This is a genomic window from Bacillus cereus group sp. BfR-BA-01347, assembly GCF_022663835.1.
Classification (GTDB): Bacteria; Bacillota; Bacilli; order Bacillales; family Bacillaceae_G; genus Bacillus_A; species Bacillus_A thuringiensis_K.
Map to the genome: position 1 here is coordinate 18,921 of NZ_JAKUGG010000011.1, position 18,076 is coordinate 36,996.

Consider the following 18,076-nt stretch of genomic DNA (forward strand, 5'->3'; position numbering starts at 1 on the left):
CATCACTCTTACCCTTCCAAGCGAACATAAGCAATAATAGGAATACGTACAACTACATCTTCTGGTGGTCCATAAGAAGGAGAAGTACGAACAATTACTGCCCCATCCGTCACAGATAAAAGAACGCCTGCAATGATTTCTACAGCTGTCACAACTTGCACTAGTTCCCCAACATGGTTACGTAATTCATCAGTAAATAACATATATAACTCTCCTTTCTTACGCTTCTTTAATTGATATAATACTTGTAAATGGTAATAAAACTTCTGTTCCTATTCCTTCTCGCAGTGTTAAGAAATCATCTCCAACCGCTACAATCACACCCGTTAACTGTCCAACTGTCACAGTAATTTCTACGTTTTTACCCAAATACTGCTCTGCAATTTCTTTAAATGGTGATGTATTACATTCTTTTAAAATGTTACAAATAATAGATTGAAATCTACTTGATTCAATAAATTCCTCTGTAGCTTGCTTAGAATTTCTTTGAATAAATCTCGCGAAGTTTTGTGAAAATAAAAGTCTTTCCACAGCAGGTAATAACTTATTATCTAAAAAATAATCTAATTGCCTATTAAACAATCTCGATAATTTATGCCAATATTTTCTGAACAGACACATACACTTCTCCTCCTATTATTTTTAGATTATAAAATTTCACATCCATACATCTTAATGTATACAAAATAGATATTTTTGTGATAGGTAAGACATACATTTTCTAAAAGAAATATTTGGTTCAAGGCATAAAAAAAACTATCCAAAAGGATAGTTTCTTACACTTCAATATTCCGCAATATCGAATAAATGTCGTTATTCACTTTACCAAATGATTTAATGTTATTTTGAATGTTAGATAATAAAACAACATATACACTACCATTTTTACTAAATCCGTTTAAGCAATTCCATCCTGGCATTACACCGTGATTCGAATAGCTTCCTGGGTCTACGTACCATCCAAACCCGTAATCCTTTTTTCCACCCGTAAACATTTGATCGTAACTCTCTTTTGAAATTAATTTACCAGAGAATAGTGCTTCGTTAAATAAATATAAATCATGCGCACTTGTGTATATATCACCACAACCATATAGTTGTGACATGCTCGGAATATTAGGTGTTGTCATATTATTATTTACTATTTTATAACCCGTTGATGGGAATCTTGTTTGTTCTAACGCTGTGCCAAAACCAGAATGTTTCATACCCGCAATAGCAAAAATATGTTGTTTAATATATTCTTCGAGCGACTGTCCACTTACCTTCTCGGCAATGTATGCAAGTATAGAGTAATTCGAATCAGAATACTTCCACTTCTCTCCTGGACCACCAATACGCTTTTGATTTCCTATCCGCTTTATCAGTTCTTCATGAGAAATATCTTCTTTTCCCTGCTCATATTCGGGAATCCCTGATGTATGTGTTAATAGATGTTTTAGCTGAATACTATTACCTTGAGGAAAGTCTGGAATATACTTTGCAACAGTATCTTCTACTTGTAATTTATTTTGATCTTTCAACTGCATAATAGCGGTTGCCACAAACGCCTTTGAAATAGAGCCAATATAAAAAGTTGTCTCTGAATTATTTGGTACTTGCTGCTCTTTATTTGCCATGCCGTACCCTTTATTTAAAAGAACTTTTCCATTCTTCACAATAACAGCCGTACCACTAAATCCTGCGTTTTGTAAATACTGGTCCAATTGAGCGTTTTCATTAATTTCTTGAGGTGGTCCCTCGGTAAGCTTCTCCACAGCTTGCGCTTGCTTCACTTGTTCTTCCTGCTCTTTTTGTTTTTGTTGTTTTTGTTCTTCTTGCTTCTTTTTTTCTTCTTCTTTCTTTTTTAGCTCTTCTTGTTTCTTCATTTCTGCTGCCGCTTTTAAAGTTTCTTCTTTCTTATTATGCGCAACAATTTTTGTATACATGAAATATACAAGTGATAGTAGTAAGACGAAAATAATTGTTCTTTTTATGTATACAATCGGCCGACGTGCTTCCCTATTCGCATTATTTTTTTCCTGATCCATAATTGCTTTTTTCCCCTTACTCAACAATAATTTAATTCGTCTACTAAAGAATTATTTTAGTAGATTATGGATAATCCATTCTATATCATCCCTACTTTATCACGCACTGCACATATTACCAACCTATATGTACAAAAAAGAAAAAGAAAATTTACAAAAGTAAGATTCCCTTTAAATTATTAACAAAAAAGAGGATATCCTCTAAAAAATTGATGTCATCAATCTTTTCGGATATCCTCTTATCGTATTAGTTATACGTGTTTTTTCATATCATCGGCAACAGATTCAACATTTGTACCTACGATAACTTGGACACTCGTGTTACTTAATTTCATAACACCTTTCGCACCAGCACGTTTTAACGCTGCTTCGTTTACTTGACCAGCATCTTTTACTTGTAAGCGTAGACGTGTTGCACAGTTATCAATAACAGTTAAGTTTTCTTTTCCACCTAAAGCTGCTACGTAAGTTTCACCAATTGAACCTGCAACTGGTGCATCACCATCTTCAACTAACTCATCATCATCTTCACGACCAGGAGTTTTTAAATCGAACTTCTTAATTAAGAAGTAGAATACTATGAAATAAATTGCTGCGTAAATTAAACCGATACCTGCTAGTAAGACTGGTTTTGTTGCAATACCGAAGTTTAAAGCGTAATCGATTGCACCGGCACTAAATGAGAAACCATCATGAATGCCAAGTGATGTTGTAATAAATAAAGAAAGACCTGTTAGTACAGCATGAATACCATATAATACTGGTGATAAGAACATGAATGAGAATTCAATAGGCTCTGTAATACCAGTTAAGAATGAAGTTAATGCTAGACCAGCTAACATACCAGTAACTGCTTTACGCTTTTCTGGTTTAGCAGCTGCAATCATCGCGAAACATGCTGCTGGTAAACCGAACATCATAACTGGGAAGAAACCAGTCATAAACATACCCGCTGTTTTATCTCCGGCAAGGAAACGAGCAATATCACCATTAACAACATTACCTGCTGCATTTGTAAAGTCCCCAAATACAAACCAGAAGTATGTGTTCATTACGTGGTGTAAACCAATTGGGATTAATAAACGGTTTAATAAACCAAACAATCCTGAACCAATTGCACCTAAATTAACAATTCCATGAGCTAATGCATCAATACCATTTTGAATTGTTGGCCAAATTTGTGCAAATAGAATTCCTAATATCAGCATCACAACTGATGTAACAATTGGGACGAAACGTTTTCCAGCAAAGAAACCTAACCATTCTGGAAGTTTAATCTTATGGAATTTATTATAAAGAAGTCCCGCTATAACACCGACAATAATACCACCTAAAACCTTCATATCTACTTTAGTCGATAATTCAGCAGCCTTAGATACTTGTGTCATTGTATCCGCAAGCTTAGATGGATCTACATTTGCGCTATTACCTATTAAATCTTGGACTTTACCCAATTTATCTTGTAATTCAGCAGTTGAATACCCTTTGCTAAGCGCATCAATACTATTTTTCATAACAAGATAACCAATTGCACCTGCAAGACCTGCTGCACCACTACCATCCACTGAAAGACCGATTGCAATACCAATTGCAAAAATAAGTGCTAAGTTATCAAAAACTGCTGCGCCGGCCTGTGCCATAACAGGAATATCAAATACATCTGGTTGCCCTAAACGAAGCAATAATCCTGCTGCTGGTAGTACTGCGATCGGAAGCATTAAAGCTTTACCAATACGTTGTAAAAACTGCAACATTTTAATTCCCCCTAATCAAATTTATGAAATCGTTATCATTATAAGTACGCTTTAGAAAACGCTTTCTATTACATAACCATAATAACATATAGTTGTATAGATGTGTAGTTTTTATTTCTGAACTTTTTATGGATAAATCTCCTATTTCCAAACTGTTATATAAAAGGAAAATTCTCCTTTTTAAAATACAGAATACTCGAAACGAAAGACCTATTATAGCACATTGAACTTTCGTTTTATCATTCCACTTTTTCATGTTATTATTTATTTCCGAGCATATCGGGAAAAGTAAACTTAGTTAATTCAAAATAGGAGCGTTGGTACTATGCAGTGCATTGAAACAAACAACTTACAACAGTTGTTAGAACAAGTAAAACCATATACGAAAAAAGGAAAACTTGCTACTTATATCCCCGAACTAGGAAATGCAAATCCAGACGATTTAGGGATTGCCATTTTCCATAAAGAAACAGAATATATCCATGCAGGCAACTCACAAACACTATTTACTCTTCAAAGTATTTCCAAAGTAATTACACTCGCCCTTGCCCTTTTAGACCGTGGTGAAGAATATGTATTTTCTAAAGTTGGAATGGAACCAACGGGTGACCCATTTAATTCTATTATTAAGTTAGAAACGACAAGTCCATCCAAACCCCTTAATCCAATGATAAATGCAGGGGCTTTAGCTATTACAAGCATGCTAGCAGGAAAAGATAACGAGGAAAAAATGGAACGTATTCTTCATTTTGTACGTGAAATAACAGATAATCCTACTATTAATTATTCCTCTAAAGTTGCCGATTCAGAACTAGAGACAGCTTACCTAAACCGTTCACTTTGTTATTATATGAAACAAAACGGAATTATCGATTGTGATATTGAAGAACTTATGGATTTATATACTCGTCAATGCGCAGTTGAAGTAAACTGCATCGATTTAGCACGTATCGGCTTAATTTTTGCAATGGATGGATATGATCCATATAAGAAAAAACAAATTATCCCTAAGCATATTACAAAAATTTGCAAAACATTTATGGTCACATGTGGTATGTATAACGAATCTGGTGAATTTGCAATTCGTGTTGGTATTCCTGCAAAAAGTGGTGTAGCCGGTGGTATTTTTGGCTGCGTAAAAGGAGACATGGGAATCGGTATTTTCGGACCAGCTTTAGATGCAAACGGAAATAGTATTGCCGGTTTTAAAATTCTTGAACTTCTTTCTGCTCAAGAAGGTTGGAGCATTTTTTAATCGCGAGTTATCCTGCTATACTAGCAGGATTTTTTATTTCGCCAAAACCTCACTTTTGTCAGTTATCAATCCTCTTACAAAAACAGTGCTGAAAGTTTCTCTATATCATGCATATTTGTTCCCCCCTCCTGAATAATATAGTACAACCTAGCGCTATATGTGGAGGTGTGAAAGATGAAACTAATATTTCAAATGGGAAAACAACCTGTTCTTGAAAAAACAATCCTTCTTTTTATATTGAGTATTGTAGAAAGCTTGAAGTTAAAAGTTGTTTCACTCGACGAAGCTCACCGATACATATTCAATTTAGAAGTACTTGAATTATTAATGGATCGGAACATCGATGATCAAGTACTTGAACTTATTCATTTCGGGATGGGACTTGAAGACATTTATCATGTGCTTCCTGAAGAACTTGAGCATACGATTGAGGAATTAAAGTGGCTTTGCATTCAAGTATTAAGTGAGTACAGTATGCATGAAGAATCCGAACAATTAATTGAAGATATACGGTAAAAAAGCACCTATGTAGGTGCTTTTAATGTTTTTTTAAACTATTTTTATACGCCTCAATATTTACTGGTAGCTCTTCCTCTTCCAAAGTATGTTCATTTACATCTTTATGAATGAACGCACCTTTAGGTGGTTGATGATCATGCCCTTTTTTCTTATGATCAAATGCTTTCCCGCGTCCCATACAAATCCCCCTTTCTTAAAAGAAATCCGTATTAGTATGGAGAAAAGTACGTCGATATATGCAATCTCTTGCTGTATTTCCAAGGAAATACTCGAACCTTGTTTTCTACTCTCCTTACAACAACTGATCGATCCCAATAAGAATTAATAATAGTCCTGCGATAACTGTCGCCCATTTCCCTAAGTATTCTGCTAAAAATCGTTTTCCTACATACGCAAAACCACTAATACAAATAAAACTAAACACCCCAGAAATAGTCGCTGTAAGCCAAAGATTTAAATTTGTTACCCCTGCATCAAATCCACCTGCAATATTATTAATAGACAACGCAACTCCTAAAACAATTGCTTCTGAGAAACTAATTGTTTTAGAACCATCAAAATCTGCTTTTTCCGGATTACGTAAAATGCCCATAAGTACATTACCATCTTTAGAACCTGCAGTATTTTTTTGACCCAAGAAAGGCTGGCACAAAATAAACACACCGATTACCCCTAAAACGATTGCTCCAATCAGATTTGCTGTAAACTCTGAAATAAATAACGCAATCCAGTTTCCAAAAAATCCAGCTAGTAAAGTAAATAAAAATCCAAAGAATGCGATGATAAAATTGTTAAACCACGAAATACGAATTTTACGAATGCCATATGCAATTCCAACACCTGCATTATCTAAATTAGAAGCGATCCCGATTAAAAAAATTGAAAATAAGCCTACTGTACTCATAAATAGTCACCCCTTTTTCTCACTTTTCAATGCATATTATGAAAATGTTGAGCAACTGTGCCTGTCTGTTTCATATACTTGTAATAAATGCTCAATATTTTTTCAATACTAAAAAAGGAGTGCCTACACTATGGCTAATGAAAACCCGAATGATCGGCTTGGCAAATTAATAAAAAAACTTTTAAAAGAACGCGCCTTATCTATGCGCCAACTAGGAATACTTACAAATATTGATCCTGCAACAGTTTCAAGAATTATTAATGGCAAACAACCGCCAAAACAAAAACATCTACAAAAATTTGCAGAATGTCTTCAAGTTCCACCCCAATTGTTATTTGATGAAATGTACCCTGATTCTCCTCACATTAATAAAGAAAAAACGGATATGTACACATCTCTTGATACCATTCAGCAAACTTTACAATCCTCTAACTCATTCGATTTCGATTACACTACAACTCGCGTAAAACAAGAACTTGAAAATTACGAACGCTATGCCCAGACAACAGAAGGCGAAAAACGTATTCATGACAGTTTTGCAAGCAAATTAGAGCAAATTGATAGTGCTGGTCCTTTTATTGAACAATTAACAGATATGTATCAACAATTTTGTAATGAAACCATTTCAAAAGAAGAACGTGCAGTTCTTGGGAGCGCATTACTTTATTTCATATTATCGACAGATATTATTCCCGACTATCTCTTTCCAATTGGCTATTTAGATGATGCGATTGCCGTTGAATTAGCGAAAGAGAAATTAATTGAAATGAAACGAAAGACATAGCAAAATAAAGAACTATTTCAGTTGTTTATATTCAACTCTGAAATAGTTCAATAAAAAATCGTACAAGTATACATACTCGTACGATTTTACTATACAAATCTATTTTTTCGTGTGGCACCATTCATATATAAATGCTGTTATCACTTTTGTAAATTCAATTAACTGTTGAACTTCAACTTTCTCATTTACAGAATGTGCTTCTTCTAATGTACCTGGTCCATATATAATGGCTGGAATGTGAAACTCACTAAACCAACCGCCATCAGTTACCGTTGCAGACATATCTAAAATTGCATTTTTTGATAAAATAGACTCGTGTACTGAGCTAAGTTTTTTTACAGCTGCATGTTCCCTATCGACTTCTAATGAAGGGAAAATTTCACCACGATCTACGATCATTGATTCTCCGCCCCACTTAAATTGTGGCGGATTTTCACTTAACCATGGATCGGCAGCTGCCACCTTTCCAATATACTCTTCAATTTCTTTTATTATTTGTTCATGTGTTTCATTCGGATAGAAGTGCACTGTTATCCATAATCGGCACTCATCCGCAATAAACGCCGCATGCCTTCCTCCCTCAATAACAGCTGGATTAATTGTTGTTGTTCCAGACGGATAGCCTTCATATGTTTTCATAACTGCCCAATGACGCTCTAATTCTTGTAAACTTTGCACAATTTTCATCATTTTTTCAATTGCACTCGCTCCAAATAAACGTCCTCCAGCATGGATTATTTGCCTACGCGTTGCATCATGAAACGTTTGAGGGCTTTTCACAGTAATCCAGCCAGTAATTACGCCGCCCTGTCCTTGCATATGTAAATTACTCGTATCCACTACGACTGCAAAATCAGCATCGTAACCTCGCCTGCAGCATTGAAGTGTGCCAGCTTCTCCAACTTCTTCTCCAATTACGGATTGAAAGATTAAATCTCCAGGTAATTCAATACCAGCTTCTTGTAATAGCTGAATAGCAAATAGCGCTCCAGCTAGTCCCCCTTTCATATCAGCTGCGCCACGTCCAACTAACCAACCATCTTTTATAAATGGCTCAAACGGATTTGTTTCCCACGCCTCATCTGCTGACACTTCAGCTACATCCATATGACCATTAATGATAAGACTTTTATATGAATCACTTTTTATTCCTTTTTTAACCCCGACAACGTTTGGGTCATTCGGATATACATCCCATTTATCAATACTAAAATTTCGTTTTCTTAGAAACTCTGCAACAAATTCTTGCGCTTCATTTGTATTTCTCGCTGGCGGTGCTGGTGTTTCAAAACGAATTAATGTTTTTGTAAGTTCTAACAATTCCTCTTTCCTTGAATCTATTTGTTTTAATAACTGCGAAACTTCTGGATTCATCGCTAATTCCCCTTTGCATACATAGTATGTTTCCAGCTTTATTTTCACAAAAAAAGAGACTGTTTACAATTTTACAGTCTCCTAATTAATCACTATTATAAACTCTCTACTTCCGTTGTATTTGTCTTTTCAATATGCTCTACATTACTTCCCTTATTTCTTGTAGCACGATAAAACAGTAAACAAACAATCATAAATGGAATACCACAATATAATGCCATTCTTTGTTCTGGAATAAAGGCCATTCCAACGATTACTGTTAAATTTAATACTAACGCAAGAAGTGGTACAAATGGATACAATGGTGTTTTAAATTTCAAGTCCTTCACATCCCCGCCCTGCTTAACATATGTCCTTCTAGCTAATAAGTTAGATAGAGCAATAGATGCCCAAACTAGTATCGCTCCGAATCCAGCGATAGAAAGCAGCCATAAATAAACTGTATCTTCCGCATAAATACCTGATAATAATGAGAGACAACCTACAATTGTGCTTACAATCAATGCATAAATAGGAACACCGTTTTTAGATAACTTACCAAAAATCGGACTAATCATTCCTTGATTAGACATAGACCATAGCATACGAGAAGTTGCATATAATCCTGAATTTGCAACGGATAGCACTGCTGTAATAATAACGAAATTTATAATATCTGCTGCATAAGGAATACCAATTTTATCAAATACAACTACAAATGGACTTTCAATTACTCCTGCTTGCTGCCAAGGGAATAGTCCAGCAAGAATAAAAATAGATAGTACAAAGAAAACAAGTATACGCCAAACTGTATTGTTAATTGCCTTCGGGATTGTTTTCTCTGGATTTTCACTCTCACCTGCTGCAATACCAACTAATTCTGTTCCTTGGAAAGAAAAATTAACTGCGATCATCGTAATTAAAATGGCTGATAATCCATTGGGGAACAACCCACCATAATCAGTAAAGCTAGAGAACATTGGCGCTGGTTCATTTCCTTTCATATCTAGAAAACCAAACATTGCCGCCCCGCCTAAAATAATAAATGCAATAATTGTAATTACTTTAATACTTGCAAACCAAAATTCCACTTCCGCAAAACTTCTTGAAGATAACGCATTAATAGCAAAGAGCAGTACCGCGAACACTACACACCAAATCCATGACGGTACATCAGGAAACCAACGTTTCATCAAAATACTAACTGCAATTAATTCAATACCTATCGTAGCAGACCAGTTTAACCATGACATCCATCCCACTACATAACCTGCTGCAGGGGAAATATGCTTTGTCGCATACGTTTGATAAGACCCTGCGTCAGGCATCGCAACAGCTAATTCTCCAAGACAGAGCATCGTTAAATACATTACAAATCCACCGACAAGATACGCTACAATTGCTCCTCCAGGTCCAGCCTCATGAATCGTATAACCTGACCCTAAAAAAAGTCCTGTACCAATAACTCCACCGAGTGCAATCATAAATATGTGCCTACTTTTCAATTCTCTTTTTAATCCTTGGTTTTGATCCATCATATAAATCCCCCCTTTTCACTTTGCCAACCCATTTAATGTAAGCGTTTTTAAAATTCCTCACCTTAAAAATAATGATTTAAAAGAGCAAAAATACACGTCACTTACATTAATCACTGCCTGTTACTAAAAGGTCATCCCTTACTGTTATTAATAACTTTTGATCAGCAATATCTTGTCCTTCTACTACTTCTAATGATTCAATATAACCACTGATCCCTATCTTAATTTCTACTTTCTGTTTATCTATCGTTTCAATTAATGCTAATTTCTCCCATTCGTATACGTAAGAACTTTCCGTAACAAATAACTTCTCAACTTTCCCGTAACAAGGACTATACACGCCTTCTATAACCGTCTTCACTTTATAAACTCCTCCTTCTTTTTAATTGGTACTGAAACGTTGCATATCCCTCCTTTAGAGATTTCAACTATTATTTATGCAAAATGCGTACCAATCTCCAATTCCTATTTAAAATGAAGGTTTCTCAAAAAAAAATGTTTATAACCGCAAAATTTTTCTATCATTTGAAAAGTTTTAAGAGAAAAATAGCAAAAAATTTTTGCGATTTTATGAGAATTTTAATAAAATTATAAAAAGTCAGTCTTCATAGGGTAAAATGAGGAGAAGATGTTACATGCATACAGAAGAAATTAATTTTAAACAAATTATTGAAATGAATATGCTATATGAAACTTTACTCAATGAACTCGATATCGGGATTCATATTATTAATGAGGAAAGTAAAACGATTGTCTATAACCGCAAAATGATGGAAATTGAATCAATGGATCGCTTAGATGTGCTATATAAAAGCCCTTTAGAGGTGTTTGCATTTGAAGAAAATAAAAATAGTACTCTTATAGAGGCATTAAAATTTGGAAAAACAAAGAAAAATATAAAACAAACGTATTTTAATAATAAAGGACAAGAAATTACAACGATTAACGATACTTTCCCTATAACAGAAAATGGAAAAATCAAAGGCGCTATTGAAGTATCAAAAGAAATTAGTAACTTAAAGCAAACAATAAAAATGAGCCCTTCTCGAAAACAAAGCACTAAATTTACCTTTGATCACATAATTGGTGATTCTGAAGCCATTCAATCAATCATTACAGAAGGAAAAAGAGTAATTCGTACATCTTCCTCCATACTTCTAGTAGGAGAAACAGGCACTGGTAAAGAACTATTTGCACAAAGCATCCATAATGAAAGTCAGCGTTCAGGCAAACCCTTTATTTCACAAAACTGTGCCGCTATACCTGATACATTAATGGAAAGCCTACTATTTGGAACAAATCGAGGTGCCTTTACAGGAGCAATAGATAAATCAGGCTTATTCGAAGAAGCAAACGGAGGAACTTTATTATTAGATGAAATCAATTCATTAAGCCCAATACTTCAAGCTAAGTTGCTGCGGGCTATACAAGAGAAAACAATACGAAGAATCGGAGGTACACACGAAAAAGAAATTGATGTTCGTATTATAGCAACTATCAATGAAGATCCCTTTGAAGCCATCGCACATAATCGATTAAGAGAAGACTTATATTACCGATTAAGCGTCGTTACTTTATGTCTTCCGCCTTTACGTGAAAGAAAAGAAGATATTTCAGCTCTTGTTCAGCACTTTATTGAAAAATATAATACTCAATTCGGGCTCAATGTAACCGATGTAGATGTAAATGTAAGAGAATTTTTCTATGCATACGATTGGCCTGGAAACGTACGGGAGTTGGAACATATAATTGAAGGTTCCATGAACTTGATAGAAGCTGAAACCATCATTACAGCGTTTCAGCTGCCTACTCGCTTTCGCGAACGAATAAAAACAGAATTCAATATGCAACATGCACTAACTAATCACAATGCTGATACACCTAAAACTTTAAAACACACAATAGAAAAAATGGAAAAGAACTACATTAACCAAATTCTTAAAGAGAATCATGGAAACATCTCACAAGCTGCAAAATTTTTAGGATTAAGTAGGCAAAACTTACAATATCGAATTAAAAAACTGCGTTTACACATATAAAATAAACATGTCTCCAAGTGTAAAAACAACTTGGTAAAATATGTTACAATAAACATATAACATGCTAGAAAGGGGCTATATATATGAGTAATGATAAAAAATTAAAGTTATTACAATACTTATACTTTTTCCCTGCCATGCTCTGTATGATGTTATTCATTAATGCCGATGTAAGCAGCTCTCCTTATGCAAAGCTATTAGGAACAATTTTTGGCTCCTTTGCAGCTATTATGCTTGCTGCTTTTTGGAATTTGAAGCTACGTATAAAAAACGAAAAATCTTCGTAATACTAAAAAAATCGAGCTACTTAGCCCGATTTTTTTATTTGCCATTAAAACTCAACATTCTCTAAATACAACCCACTTGCCTCAGCAAGACAATTAATTTGATTGCGCTGCTTTTCCTCTAAAATGTTTGGAATTGCTTCAGCGTCTAATTGTCCTAATCCAACTTCAATTAATGCCCCGACAATTTTTCTTACCATATTATGAAGGAAGCCGTTACCACTTACTCTAATTTGTACAAACCCTGCCTCTTCCATCACATCAAGTGTATATACTTCTCGAACCATAGATTTTTTCTTTGATTTCGCATTTGAAAAAGCAGTAAAATCATGTGAACCAACTAAATGTTTTGCAGCTGCTTTCATGCTTTTCACATTTAATTTTTTATTCACATGCATGCTATATTTACGCATAAATGGATTTGTATGCTCTTCATTCCAAATTTTATACAGATATGTTTTTGCTTTAGAATTGTAACGAGCATGGAAGCGATCATGTACTTCTTCCACATTCGTAATGCTAATATCATTAGGTAAATATTGATTTAAATATTTTTTCACTTTATGTTCCACTAACTTCTCATCACTTTGAAAGTTAGCAACTTGATTCAAAGCATGTACACCAGCGTCTGTTCTACTACAACCGATAATTTCAATTTCTTTTCCGACCATTTCAGAGATGACACTTTCGATTTTTCCTTGAATCGTATTATCGTTATTACCGAGACGTTGCCATCCTTTAAAACGTGCACCATCGTACTGAATCGTTAATTTATAATTGTACATTTCATTCTCCTTCATAGAAAATATTCCCTCATACCATGAGGGAATATTAATAAACTTTACTTTCTAACAAGCTTCACTACATTTTCTACGTGAGCTGTATGCGGGAACATATCAACTGGTTGCACATACTCCACTTCATAGCTCTTCATTAATACTTGTACATCACGTGCTAATGATGAAGGATTACAAGACACATACACAACTTGTTTCGGCTTCACTTTTAAAATTGTTTCCAGTAATTTATCATCGCAACCTGTACGTGGTGGATCGACAACAATTACATCTGGACGCCATCCTTCTTTTACCCATTTCGGTAACCATTGTTCAGCTTTACCTGCTTCATATTTCGTATTTGTAAATCCGTGACGCTTCGCATTTTTTCTTGCATCTGCAATCGCTTCTGGAATTACATCCATACCACGTACTTCCGCTGCATCATTTGCAAGCCAAAGTCCGATTGTACCAACGCCACAATACGCATCTACAATTTTCTCATTGCCTGTTAAAGCAGCGGCTTTTTTCGCTTCATTGTATAAAACAACCGTTTGTTCTGGATTCAACTGGAAGAATGCACGTGCTGATAATTCAAATGATAAATCACCAAGTGTTTCTTGAATTACTTCTTTTCCAGCCAATTTAAATGTTTTATCACCGAAAATAACAGATGTTTTACGCCAGTTTACATTTTGCATAATTGATTTAACAGCTGGCATCTGTTTTTGTACTTCTGCGATAAATTGCTCTTTATTTGGCAATTCTTCTTTTGTTGTAATAAGTGTAACTTGTACTTCCCCTGTTTGCACTGCAGTACGTGTCACAATTGTACGTACTAAACCTTTTTGCTTTTTCTCATTATAAATAGAAACATTTAACTTTTCTAATATACGTCTTACAACTTTTGTCGCTTCATTCGTTGCTTTATGTTGAATCATACAATGAGCAATATCAATTAACTGATGTGAGTTTTGTTTATACAGCCCTGTAATAACCTTTTCGTCTTTACGCCCCACTTGTAGTTGACTCTTATTACGATAATGCCATGGATTTTCCATGCCAAGCGTCGGACGAATTTTCTCTTCCAAACCGTTGTTCATATACTTCTGGAATGCTTGTACAACGATATCACGCTTTTGATTTAGTTGTTCTTTATAGTCTAAATGTTGCAATTGGCAACCGCCGCACTCCTCATATACTGGACACGGTGCTTTCACACGATGCGGTGAAGCTTTACGAACTTTTTTCACTTTCGCTTCAGCGAAGCCACGCTGAATTTTCGTTGTTTCTGCAACAACTTCTTCTCCTGGTAATGCCCCTGGAATGAAAACAACTTGTCTCTTAAAATAACCAACGCCTTCTCCGTTAATCCCAAGACGTTTAATTGTCACAGGAAACGTTTGACCAACTTCCAACTTACTCTCATGTTGCTTTTGTATCATTATTACACCTCTACTCTATACTTTTCCATAAATATAACGCTGCATAACTGCAGTATGGTTCACACTCTTGTTTCACTTTTTCTAAAAATGCATCATCAGGTTTATCATCTAATTGAAATATACCTTGCACTGCACGCTGAATCCCAATGTCCGCTTTCGGGAACATATTTTTCCGTCCAAGCCCAAACATTAAAAAGTTTTGCACTGTCCATGCACCAATTCCCCTAATTGGCAACAATTGTGCTGAAACTTCTTCTTCCGTCCCATTTTCTATACTCGCTAAATTTAATGTACCACTGACAATACTTCGACCTAATCCTACTATATATTCAGCCTTTCGCTGACTAAACTTCTGCTCTCTCAATTCTTCTATTGAAATATTTGCTACTATTTCCGGAGTGGGGAAAAAGAATACACCGTTCTTCTCTGTTCCATACCGTTTCACAAATTGTTCTGTTAACACAGTAGCAAATTTCAAATTTATTTGTTGGTGAATGATACAGCGAAGAAGACAAGCAAAATAATCAAATTCTAAAATAATTGGAGTATAAGCATATGTTTCAAATAGTGGACGTAATGATGTGTTTAAAAAATGATTTTGTATATCTTGAAACGGTTCATTCCAATGAAAAATGGCCCTCATTCGTTTCATGACTTTCTCTGGATCTCCTGTCTGACTAGAAATCCAAAACTGTGGATTTTGAACAGTACCAATCCCTTGTAAGCGAACAACAACCTGTTCCTCGTCTATACAAAGCGGGATATAAATAACTTTCTCATCTAATTGAATGACGTTAAGAGGATCAAAAGATAAACGTTTTAATACTTCTTCAAAATGATACGGATACTCTAACGTAACATGTTCGCTCCACATACGTTTCCCCATCCTTTTTACACATCATTATAGCATGAGAAAACCGTAAGCATACATGCTTACGGTTGATTGCTTTTTACTAAGTCATCTAGACTTTTAAAATGATACCCTTTCTCGCGCAAATCATCAATGATTTTCGCAAGTGCTTCTGCATTATCTTTTGATATTGCATGAAGTAATAAAATAGATCCTGGATGAATCATCGTCATAACATTATTATGCGCATATTGCCATCCTCTTTGCTGATCCACTTTCCAATCCAAAAATGCAAGTGACCAAAATACATTATAATAGCCCATTTCTTTCGTAAGAGCTAACGTTCTTTCACTAAATACACCGCGCGGAGGACGTACATATTTCACTTCTTTTTGCCCAGTTACTTTTTTAATTTCTTCCGTTACACTCGTTAATTCTTCACGAAGTTTCTCATCATTTACCGCTGTAAAATCAGGATGACTCCAAGAATGGTTTCCAATAATGTGTCCTTCATCCTTCATTCTTAACAATAAATCTTTTTGTGTTTTAATGTAATGCCCCGTTACAAAGAAAGTTGCTGGTACTTTTTTCTCTTTTAATACATCTAATATTTTCCCGGTGTATCCATTCTCATATCCATTATCAAATGTTAAATAAATATCTTTTTTCTTCGTATCTCCTAAATAAAACCCGCCATTTTTTTGTAGTAAATCTGTATATAACTTTCCTGCATCTGGTACTGTTTCATTTTTAGGACGCGGGATTCCCCAGTTATGTGGAGTATTTGTATAAGCCAGTGCTGAAACTGGAACAAGTGCCATCATAATTGAAAAAATGAGACCGATATATAACCATTTATATTTCATAAATAGTCTCCTTTCCATATATAATCGTACTTGTAGTTTCTGTTGCTACGCATTCTTTCATGCTGAACATGTTTTTCTATATATACCAAAAAAATGCATCTCGAATCATTCGAGATGCATTTTTTATTTACTTAAATACTGGCTCTTTAAAGCTAGCTAATTTTTCAAGTGATGTTTTATCAACATCTGCATGTAAGCTATTACCATGAGAGTCCATCGTTACAACTGCTTTAAACCCGTCGATACGTAAATGCCACATTGCTTCTGGAATACCAAATTGTAAGAAATCAACATCTTTCACTTCTTTAATACATTCAGCATAATATTGCGCTGCACCACCGATTGCGTTTAAATATACACCGCCGTGTTCTTCTAAAGCCGTTAATGTTTTCGCACCCATACCGCCTTTTCCAATGACAGCGCGAATACCGAATTTCTTCATAATATCGCCTTGGTACGGTTCTTCACGAATACTTGTCGTTGGACCTGCCGCTTTAATTTGCCAATTGTCATTTTCATCTTTCACAACAACTGGACCACAGTGGTAAATAATTTGTCCGTTTAAATCTACTGGACAATCATTATCCATTAAATGCTTATGGATTGCGTCACGACCTGTATACATCATGCCATTAATTGTTACAACATCACCAACGCGAAGTTCACGAATTTGCTCTTCTGTAATTGGTGCTTGTAATACAATCTCACGTTGCTCTGTTTTTTCTTGTACTTCATGCTGAAGTGTATCTTCCCCTTCTTGATATAACCAATCCATAATGTCTCCTGTTTCAGGATGGATTTTCACACCAAGGCGACGATATGCCCAGCAATTATACGCAACAGATACATAGAAACTAGCTGGCAAACGATTATAGACGCCAATTTTACAACCAAGTAAAGTTGTTTCTCCGCCAAATCCCATCGTACCAATGCCAAGCTTATTCGCATTTTCTAATACGTACTCTTCAAGATGTTGTAACTCTGGTACTGGATTGACATCATCTAATGTACGGAATAATTGATTTTTTGCTAATTCATAACCTGATGTGCGGTCTCCCCCGATACCAACACCAATTACACCAGCGCTACATCCTTGCCCTTGTGCTTGATATACTGCATGAAGAAGGCATTTACGAATCCCTTCTAAATCACGGCCAGCTCGTCCAAGTCCTTCTAGTTCACACGGTAAGCTATATTGAATATTTTTATTCTCACAGCCACCACCTTTTAGGATTAAACGTGCATCAATATAATCTTTTTCCCATTGTTCAAACTTAATCACCGGTGTACCTGGTCCTAAATTATTTCCACTATTATCTCCAAAAAGAGAATCAACAGAATTGGGACGAAGTTTACCATCTTTTGTCGCCCGCTCAAGCGCATTATAGATAGCTTCCTTCAACTTTAATTGATTCACACCAACTGGTGTATAAATTTTAAACGTTGGCATCCCTGTATCTTGGCAAATCGGCGAGATGTTATCATCAGCCATTTTAATATTATTTGTAATTGTGCCAAGTGCCATCGCAGAACGAGTCCCTGCATTTTCTCGCTCTTTCGCTTGTTGAATCGCACGACGAACATCTTTCGGTAAGTTCGTTGACGTTTCAACAATTAGTTGATACATGCTTTCTTGAAGCTTTTCCATTGTTACTTCCCCCTCAATTGTGAACGCTACC

Annotated in this window: 19 protein-coding genes and 1 pseudogene; 5 read left to right on the plus strand and 15 right to left on the minus strand. The window is 35.3% G+C overall.

The features are described from left to right. Nucleotides 1-8: 8 nt before the first annotated feature. The 5 genes and pseudogenes from MR143_RS16790 to MR143_RS33225 form a co-directional block, all read right to left on the minus strand. A complete protein-coding gene (locus MR143_RS16790) occupies nucleotides 9-203 on the minus strand; it encodes an LSm family protein (protein ID WP_000899469.1) in 195 nt (64 codons plus the stop codon). 16 nt (nucleotides 204-219) lie between these two features. Continuing rightward, nucleotides 220-621: an LSm family protein gene (locus tag MR143_RS16795; protein WP_000335529.1), complete on the minus strand. Its 402-nt coding sequence runs from the start codon at nucleotides 619-621 to the stop codon at nucleotides 220-222. A gap of 155 nt (nucleotides 622-776) precedes the next feature. Next, nucleotides 777-2,030 (minus strand): serine hydrolase domain-containing protein, encoded by a 1,254-nt coding sequence (locus MR143_RS16800; protein WP_000371847.1) that lies wholly within the window; start codon nucleotides 2,028-2,030, stop codon nucleotides 777-779. Between the two features lie 251 nt (nucleotides 2,031-2,281). Further along, nucleotides 2,282-3,784 carry an N-acetylglucosamine-specific PTS transporter subunit IIBC gene (gene nagE, locus MR143_RS16805; RefSeq protein ID WP_000938892.1) on the minus strand — a complete coding sequence of 501 codons (1,503 nt, stop codon included), beginning with the start codon at nucleotides 3,782-3,784 and terminating at the stop codon, nucleotides 2,282-2,284. A 141-nt stretch (nucleotides 3,785-3,925) separates the two neighbouring features. Beyond that, nucleotides 3,926-4,040: pseudogene (locus MR143_RS33225) on the minus strand (transcriptional regulator). Between the two features lie 69 nt (nucleotides 4,041-4,109). On the opposite strand from MR143_RS33225, the gene glsA reads away from it, so the two are divergent. Then, nucleotides 4,110-5,039, plus strand: a complete 930-nt coding sequence (gene glsA, locus MR143_RS16810) for a glutaminase A (protein ID WP_001149850.1) — start codon at nucleotides 4,110-4,112, stop codon at nucleotides 5,037-5,039. 174 nt (nucleotides 5,040-5,213) lie between these two features. Continuing rightward, nucleotides 5,214-5,555 carry a DUF3969 family protein gene (locus MR143_RS16815; RefSeq protein ID WP_000766604.1) on the plus strand — a complete coding sequence of 114 codons (342 nt, stop codon included), beginning with the start codon at nucleotides 5,214-5,216 and terminating at the stop codon, nucleotides 5,553-5,555. Nucleotides 5,556-5,577: 22 nt separating this feature from the next. Here the strand turns inward: MR143_RS16815 and MR143_RS16820 are convergent, their stop codons facing one another. Together MR143_RS16820 and ytaF are read right to left on the minus strand one after the other, a co-directional pair. Further along, nucleotides 5,578-5,736 carry a hypothetical protein gene (locus tag MR143_RS16820; RefSeq protein WP_000532409.1) on the minus strand — a complete coding sequence of 53 codons (159 nt, stop codon included), beginning with the start codon at nucleotides 5,734-5,736 and terminating at the stop codon, nucleotides 5,578-5,580. 114 nt (nucleotides 5,737-5,850) lie between these two features. After that, nucleotides 5,851-6,462, minus strand: a complete 612-nt coding sequence (gene ytaF / locus MR143_RS16825) for a sporulation membrane protein YtaF (RefSeq protein WP_000108731.1) — start codon at nucleotides 6,460-6,462, stop codon at nucleotides 5,851-5,853. A gap of 130 nt (nucleotides 6,463-6,592) precedes the next feature. On the opposite strand from ytaF, the gene MR143_RS16830 reads away from it, so the two are divergent. Beyond that, nucleotides 6,593-7,246, plus strand: a complete 654-nt coding sequence (locus MR143_RS16830; protein ID WP_001262778.1) for a DUF1232 domain-containing protein — start codon at nucleotides 6,593-6,595, stop codon at nucleotides 7,244-7,246. 99 nt (nucleotides 7,247-7,345) lie between these two features. Here the strand turns inward: MR143_RS16830 and MR143_RS16835 are convergent, their stop codons facing one another. From MR143_RS16835 to MR143_RS16845, 3 genes are all read right to left on the minus strand, one after another. After that, the gene (locus MR143_RS16835) at nucleotides 7,346-8,620 is read right to left on the minus strand and encodes an acetylornithine deacetylase (protein ID WP_001067763.1); all 1,275 of its coding nucleotides are present in this window, start codon (nucleotides 8,618-8,620) and stop codon (nucleotides 7,346-7,348) included. Nucleotides 8,621-8,715: 95 nt separating this feature from the next. Continuing rightward, entirely contained in the window at nucleotides 8,716-10,137 is a 1,422-nt protein-coding gene (locus tag MR143_RS16840) for an amino acid permease (RefSeq protein ID WP_000969256.1), read from the minus strand. A 106-nt stretch (nucleotides 10,138-10,243) separates the two neighbouring features. Then, nucleotides 10,244-10,498, minus strand: a complete 255-nt coding sequence (locus MR143_RS16845) for a biotin/lipoyl attachment domain-containing protein (protein ID WP_000859490.1) — start codon at nucleotides 10,496-10,498, stop codon at nucleotides 10,244-10,246. A gap of 274 nt (nucleotides 10,499-10,772) precedes the next feature. On the opposite strand from MR143_RS16845, the gene MR143_RS16850 reads away from it, so the two are divergent. Beyond that, entirely contained in the window at nucleotides 10,773-12,176 is a 1,404-nt protein-coding gene (locus MR143_RS16850; RefSeq protein ID WP_000556691.1) for a sigma-54 interaction domain-containing protein, read from the plus strand. Between the two features lie 83 nt (nucleotides 12,177-12,259). Continuing rightward, a complete protein-coding gene (locus MR143_RS16855) occupies nucleotides 12,260-12,463 on the plus strand; it encodes a hypothetical protein (protein ID WP_000063861.1) in 204 nt (67 codons plus the stop codon). Between the two features lie 44 nt (nucleotides 12,464-12,507). Here the strand turns inward: MR143_RS16855 and truA are convergent, their stop codons facing one another. From truA to fumA, 5 genes are all read right to left on the minus strand, one after another. Continuing rightward, nucleotides 12,508-13,245, minus strand: a complete 738-nt coding sequence (gene truA / locus MR143_RS16860) for a tRNA pseudouridine(38-40) synthase TruA (protein ID WP_002181877.1) — start codon at nucleotides 13,243-13,245, stop codon at nucleotides 12,508-12,510. Nucleotides 13,246-13,301: 56 nt separating this feature from the next. Beyond that, complete coding sequence (rlmD, locus tag MR143_RS16865) at nucleotides 13,302-14,681, minus strand: 23S rRNA (uracil(1939)-C(5))-methyltransferase RlmD (protein WP_000615224.1); 1,380 nt, start codon at nucleotides 14,679-14,681, stop codon at nucleotides 13,302-13,304. A 10-nt stretch (nucleotides 14,682-14,691) separates the two neighbouring features. Then, nucleotides 14,692-15,555: a DNA-3-methyladenine glycosylase family protein gene (locus MR143_RS16870; protein ID WP_000269424.1), complete on the minus strand. Its 864-nt coding sequence runs from the start codon at nucleotides 15,553-15,555 to the stop codon at nucleotides 14,692-14,694. Between the two features lie 59 nt (nucleotides 15,556-15,614). After that, nucleotides 15,615-16,397: a delta-lactam-biosynthetic de-N-acetylase gene (gene pdaA, locus MR143_RS16875; protein WP_000875957.1), complete on the minus strand. Its 783-nt coding sequence runs from the start codon at nucleotides 16,395-16,397 to the stop codon at nucleotides 15,615-15,617. A gap of 127 nt (nucleotides 16,398-16,524) precedes the next feature. Further along, on the minus strand, nucleotides 16,525-18,045 hold the full coding sequence (gene fumA, locus MR143_RS16880; RefSeq protein WP_000413524.1) for a class I fumarate hydratase: 1,521 nt from the start codon (nucleotides 18,043-18,045) through the stop codon (nucleotides 16,525-16,527). Between the last annotated feature and the right edge of the window lie 31 nt (nucleotides 18,046-18,076).

Coding starts and splice junctions, on each gene's coding strand:
- MR143_RS16820 (WP_000532409.1), bottom strand. CDS start 5,736: ATGGGACGCGGGAAAGCATTTGATCATAAGAAAAAAGGGCATGATCAT.
- MR143_RS16795 (WP_000335529.1), bottom strand. CDS start 621: ATGTGTCTGTTCAGAAAATATTGGCATAAATTATCGAGATTGTTTAAT.
- pdaA (WP_000875957.1), bottom strand. CDS start 16,397: ATGAAATATAAATGGTTATATATCGGTCTCATTTTTTCAATTATGATG.
- MR143_RS16830 (WP_001262778.1), top strand. CDS start 6,593: ATGGCTAATGAAAACCCGAATGATCGGCTTGGCAAATTAATAAAAAAA.
- truA (WP_002181877.1), bottom strand. CDS start 13,245: ATGTACAATTATAAATTAACGATTCAGTACGATGGTGCACGTTTTAAA.
- MR143_RS16840 (WP_000969256.1), bottom strand. CDS start 10,137: ATGATGGATCAAAACCAAGGATTAAAAAGAGAATTGAAAAGTAGGCAC.
- MR143_RS16800 (WP_000371847.1), bottom strand. CDS start 2,030: ATGGATCAGGAAAAAAATAATGCGAATAGGGAAGCACGTCGGCCGATT.
- MR143_RS16855 (WP_000063861.1), top strand. CDS start 12,260: ATGAGTAATGATAAAAAATTAAAGTTATTACAATACTTATACTTTTTC.
- MR143_RS16835 (WP_001067763.1), bottom strand. CDS start 8,620: ATGAATCCAGAAGTTTCGCAGTTATTAAAACAAATAGATTCAAGGAAA.
- MR143_RS16815 (WP_000766604.1), top strand. CDS start 5,214: ATGAAACTAATATTTCAAATGGGAAAACAACCTGTTCTTGAAAAAACA.
- fumA (WP_000413524.1), bottom strand. CDS start 18,045: ATGGAAAAGCTTCAAGAAAGCATGTATCAACTAATTGTTGAAACGTCA.
- ytaF (WP_000108731.1), bottom strand. CDS start 6,462: ATGAGTACAGTAGGCTTATTTTCAATTTTTTTAATCGGGATCGCTTCT.
- glsA (WP_001149850.1), top strand. CDS start 4,110: ATGCAGTGCATTGAAACAAACAACTTACAACAGTTGTTAGAACAAGTA.
- MR143_RS16850 (WP_000556691.1), top strand. CDS start 10,773: ATGCATACAGAAGAAATTAATTTTAAACAAATTATTGAAATGAATATG.
- MR143_RS16790 (WP_000899469.1), bottom strand. CDS start 203: ATGTTATTTACTGATGAATTACGTAACCATGTTGGGGAACTAGTGCAA.
- rlmD (WP_000615224.1), bottom strand. CDS start 14,681: ATGATACAAAAGCAACATGAGAGTAAGTTGGAAGTTGGTCAAACGTTT.
- nagE (WP_000938892.1), bottom strand. CDS start 3,784: ATGTTGCAGTTTTTACAACGTATTGGTAAAGCTTTAATGCTTCCGATC.
- MR143_RS16870 (WP_000269424.1), bottom strand. CDS start 15,555: ATGTGGAGCGAACATGTTACGTTAGAGTATCCGTATCATTTTGAAGAA.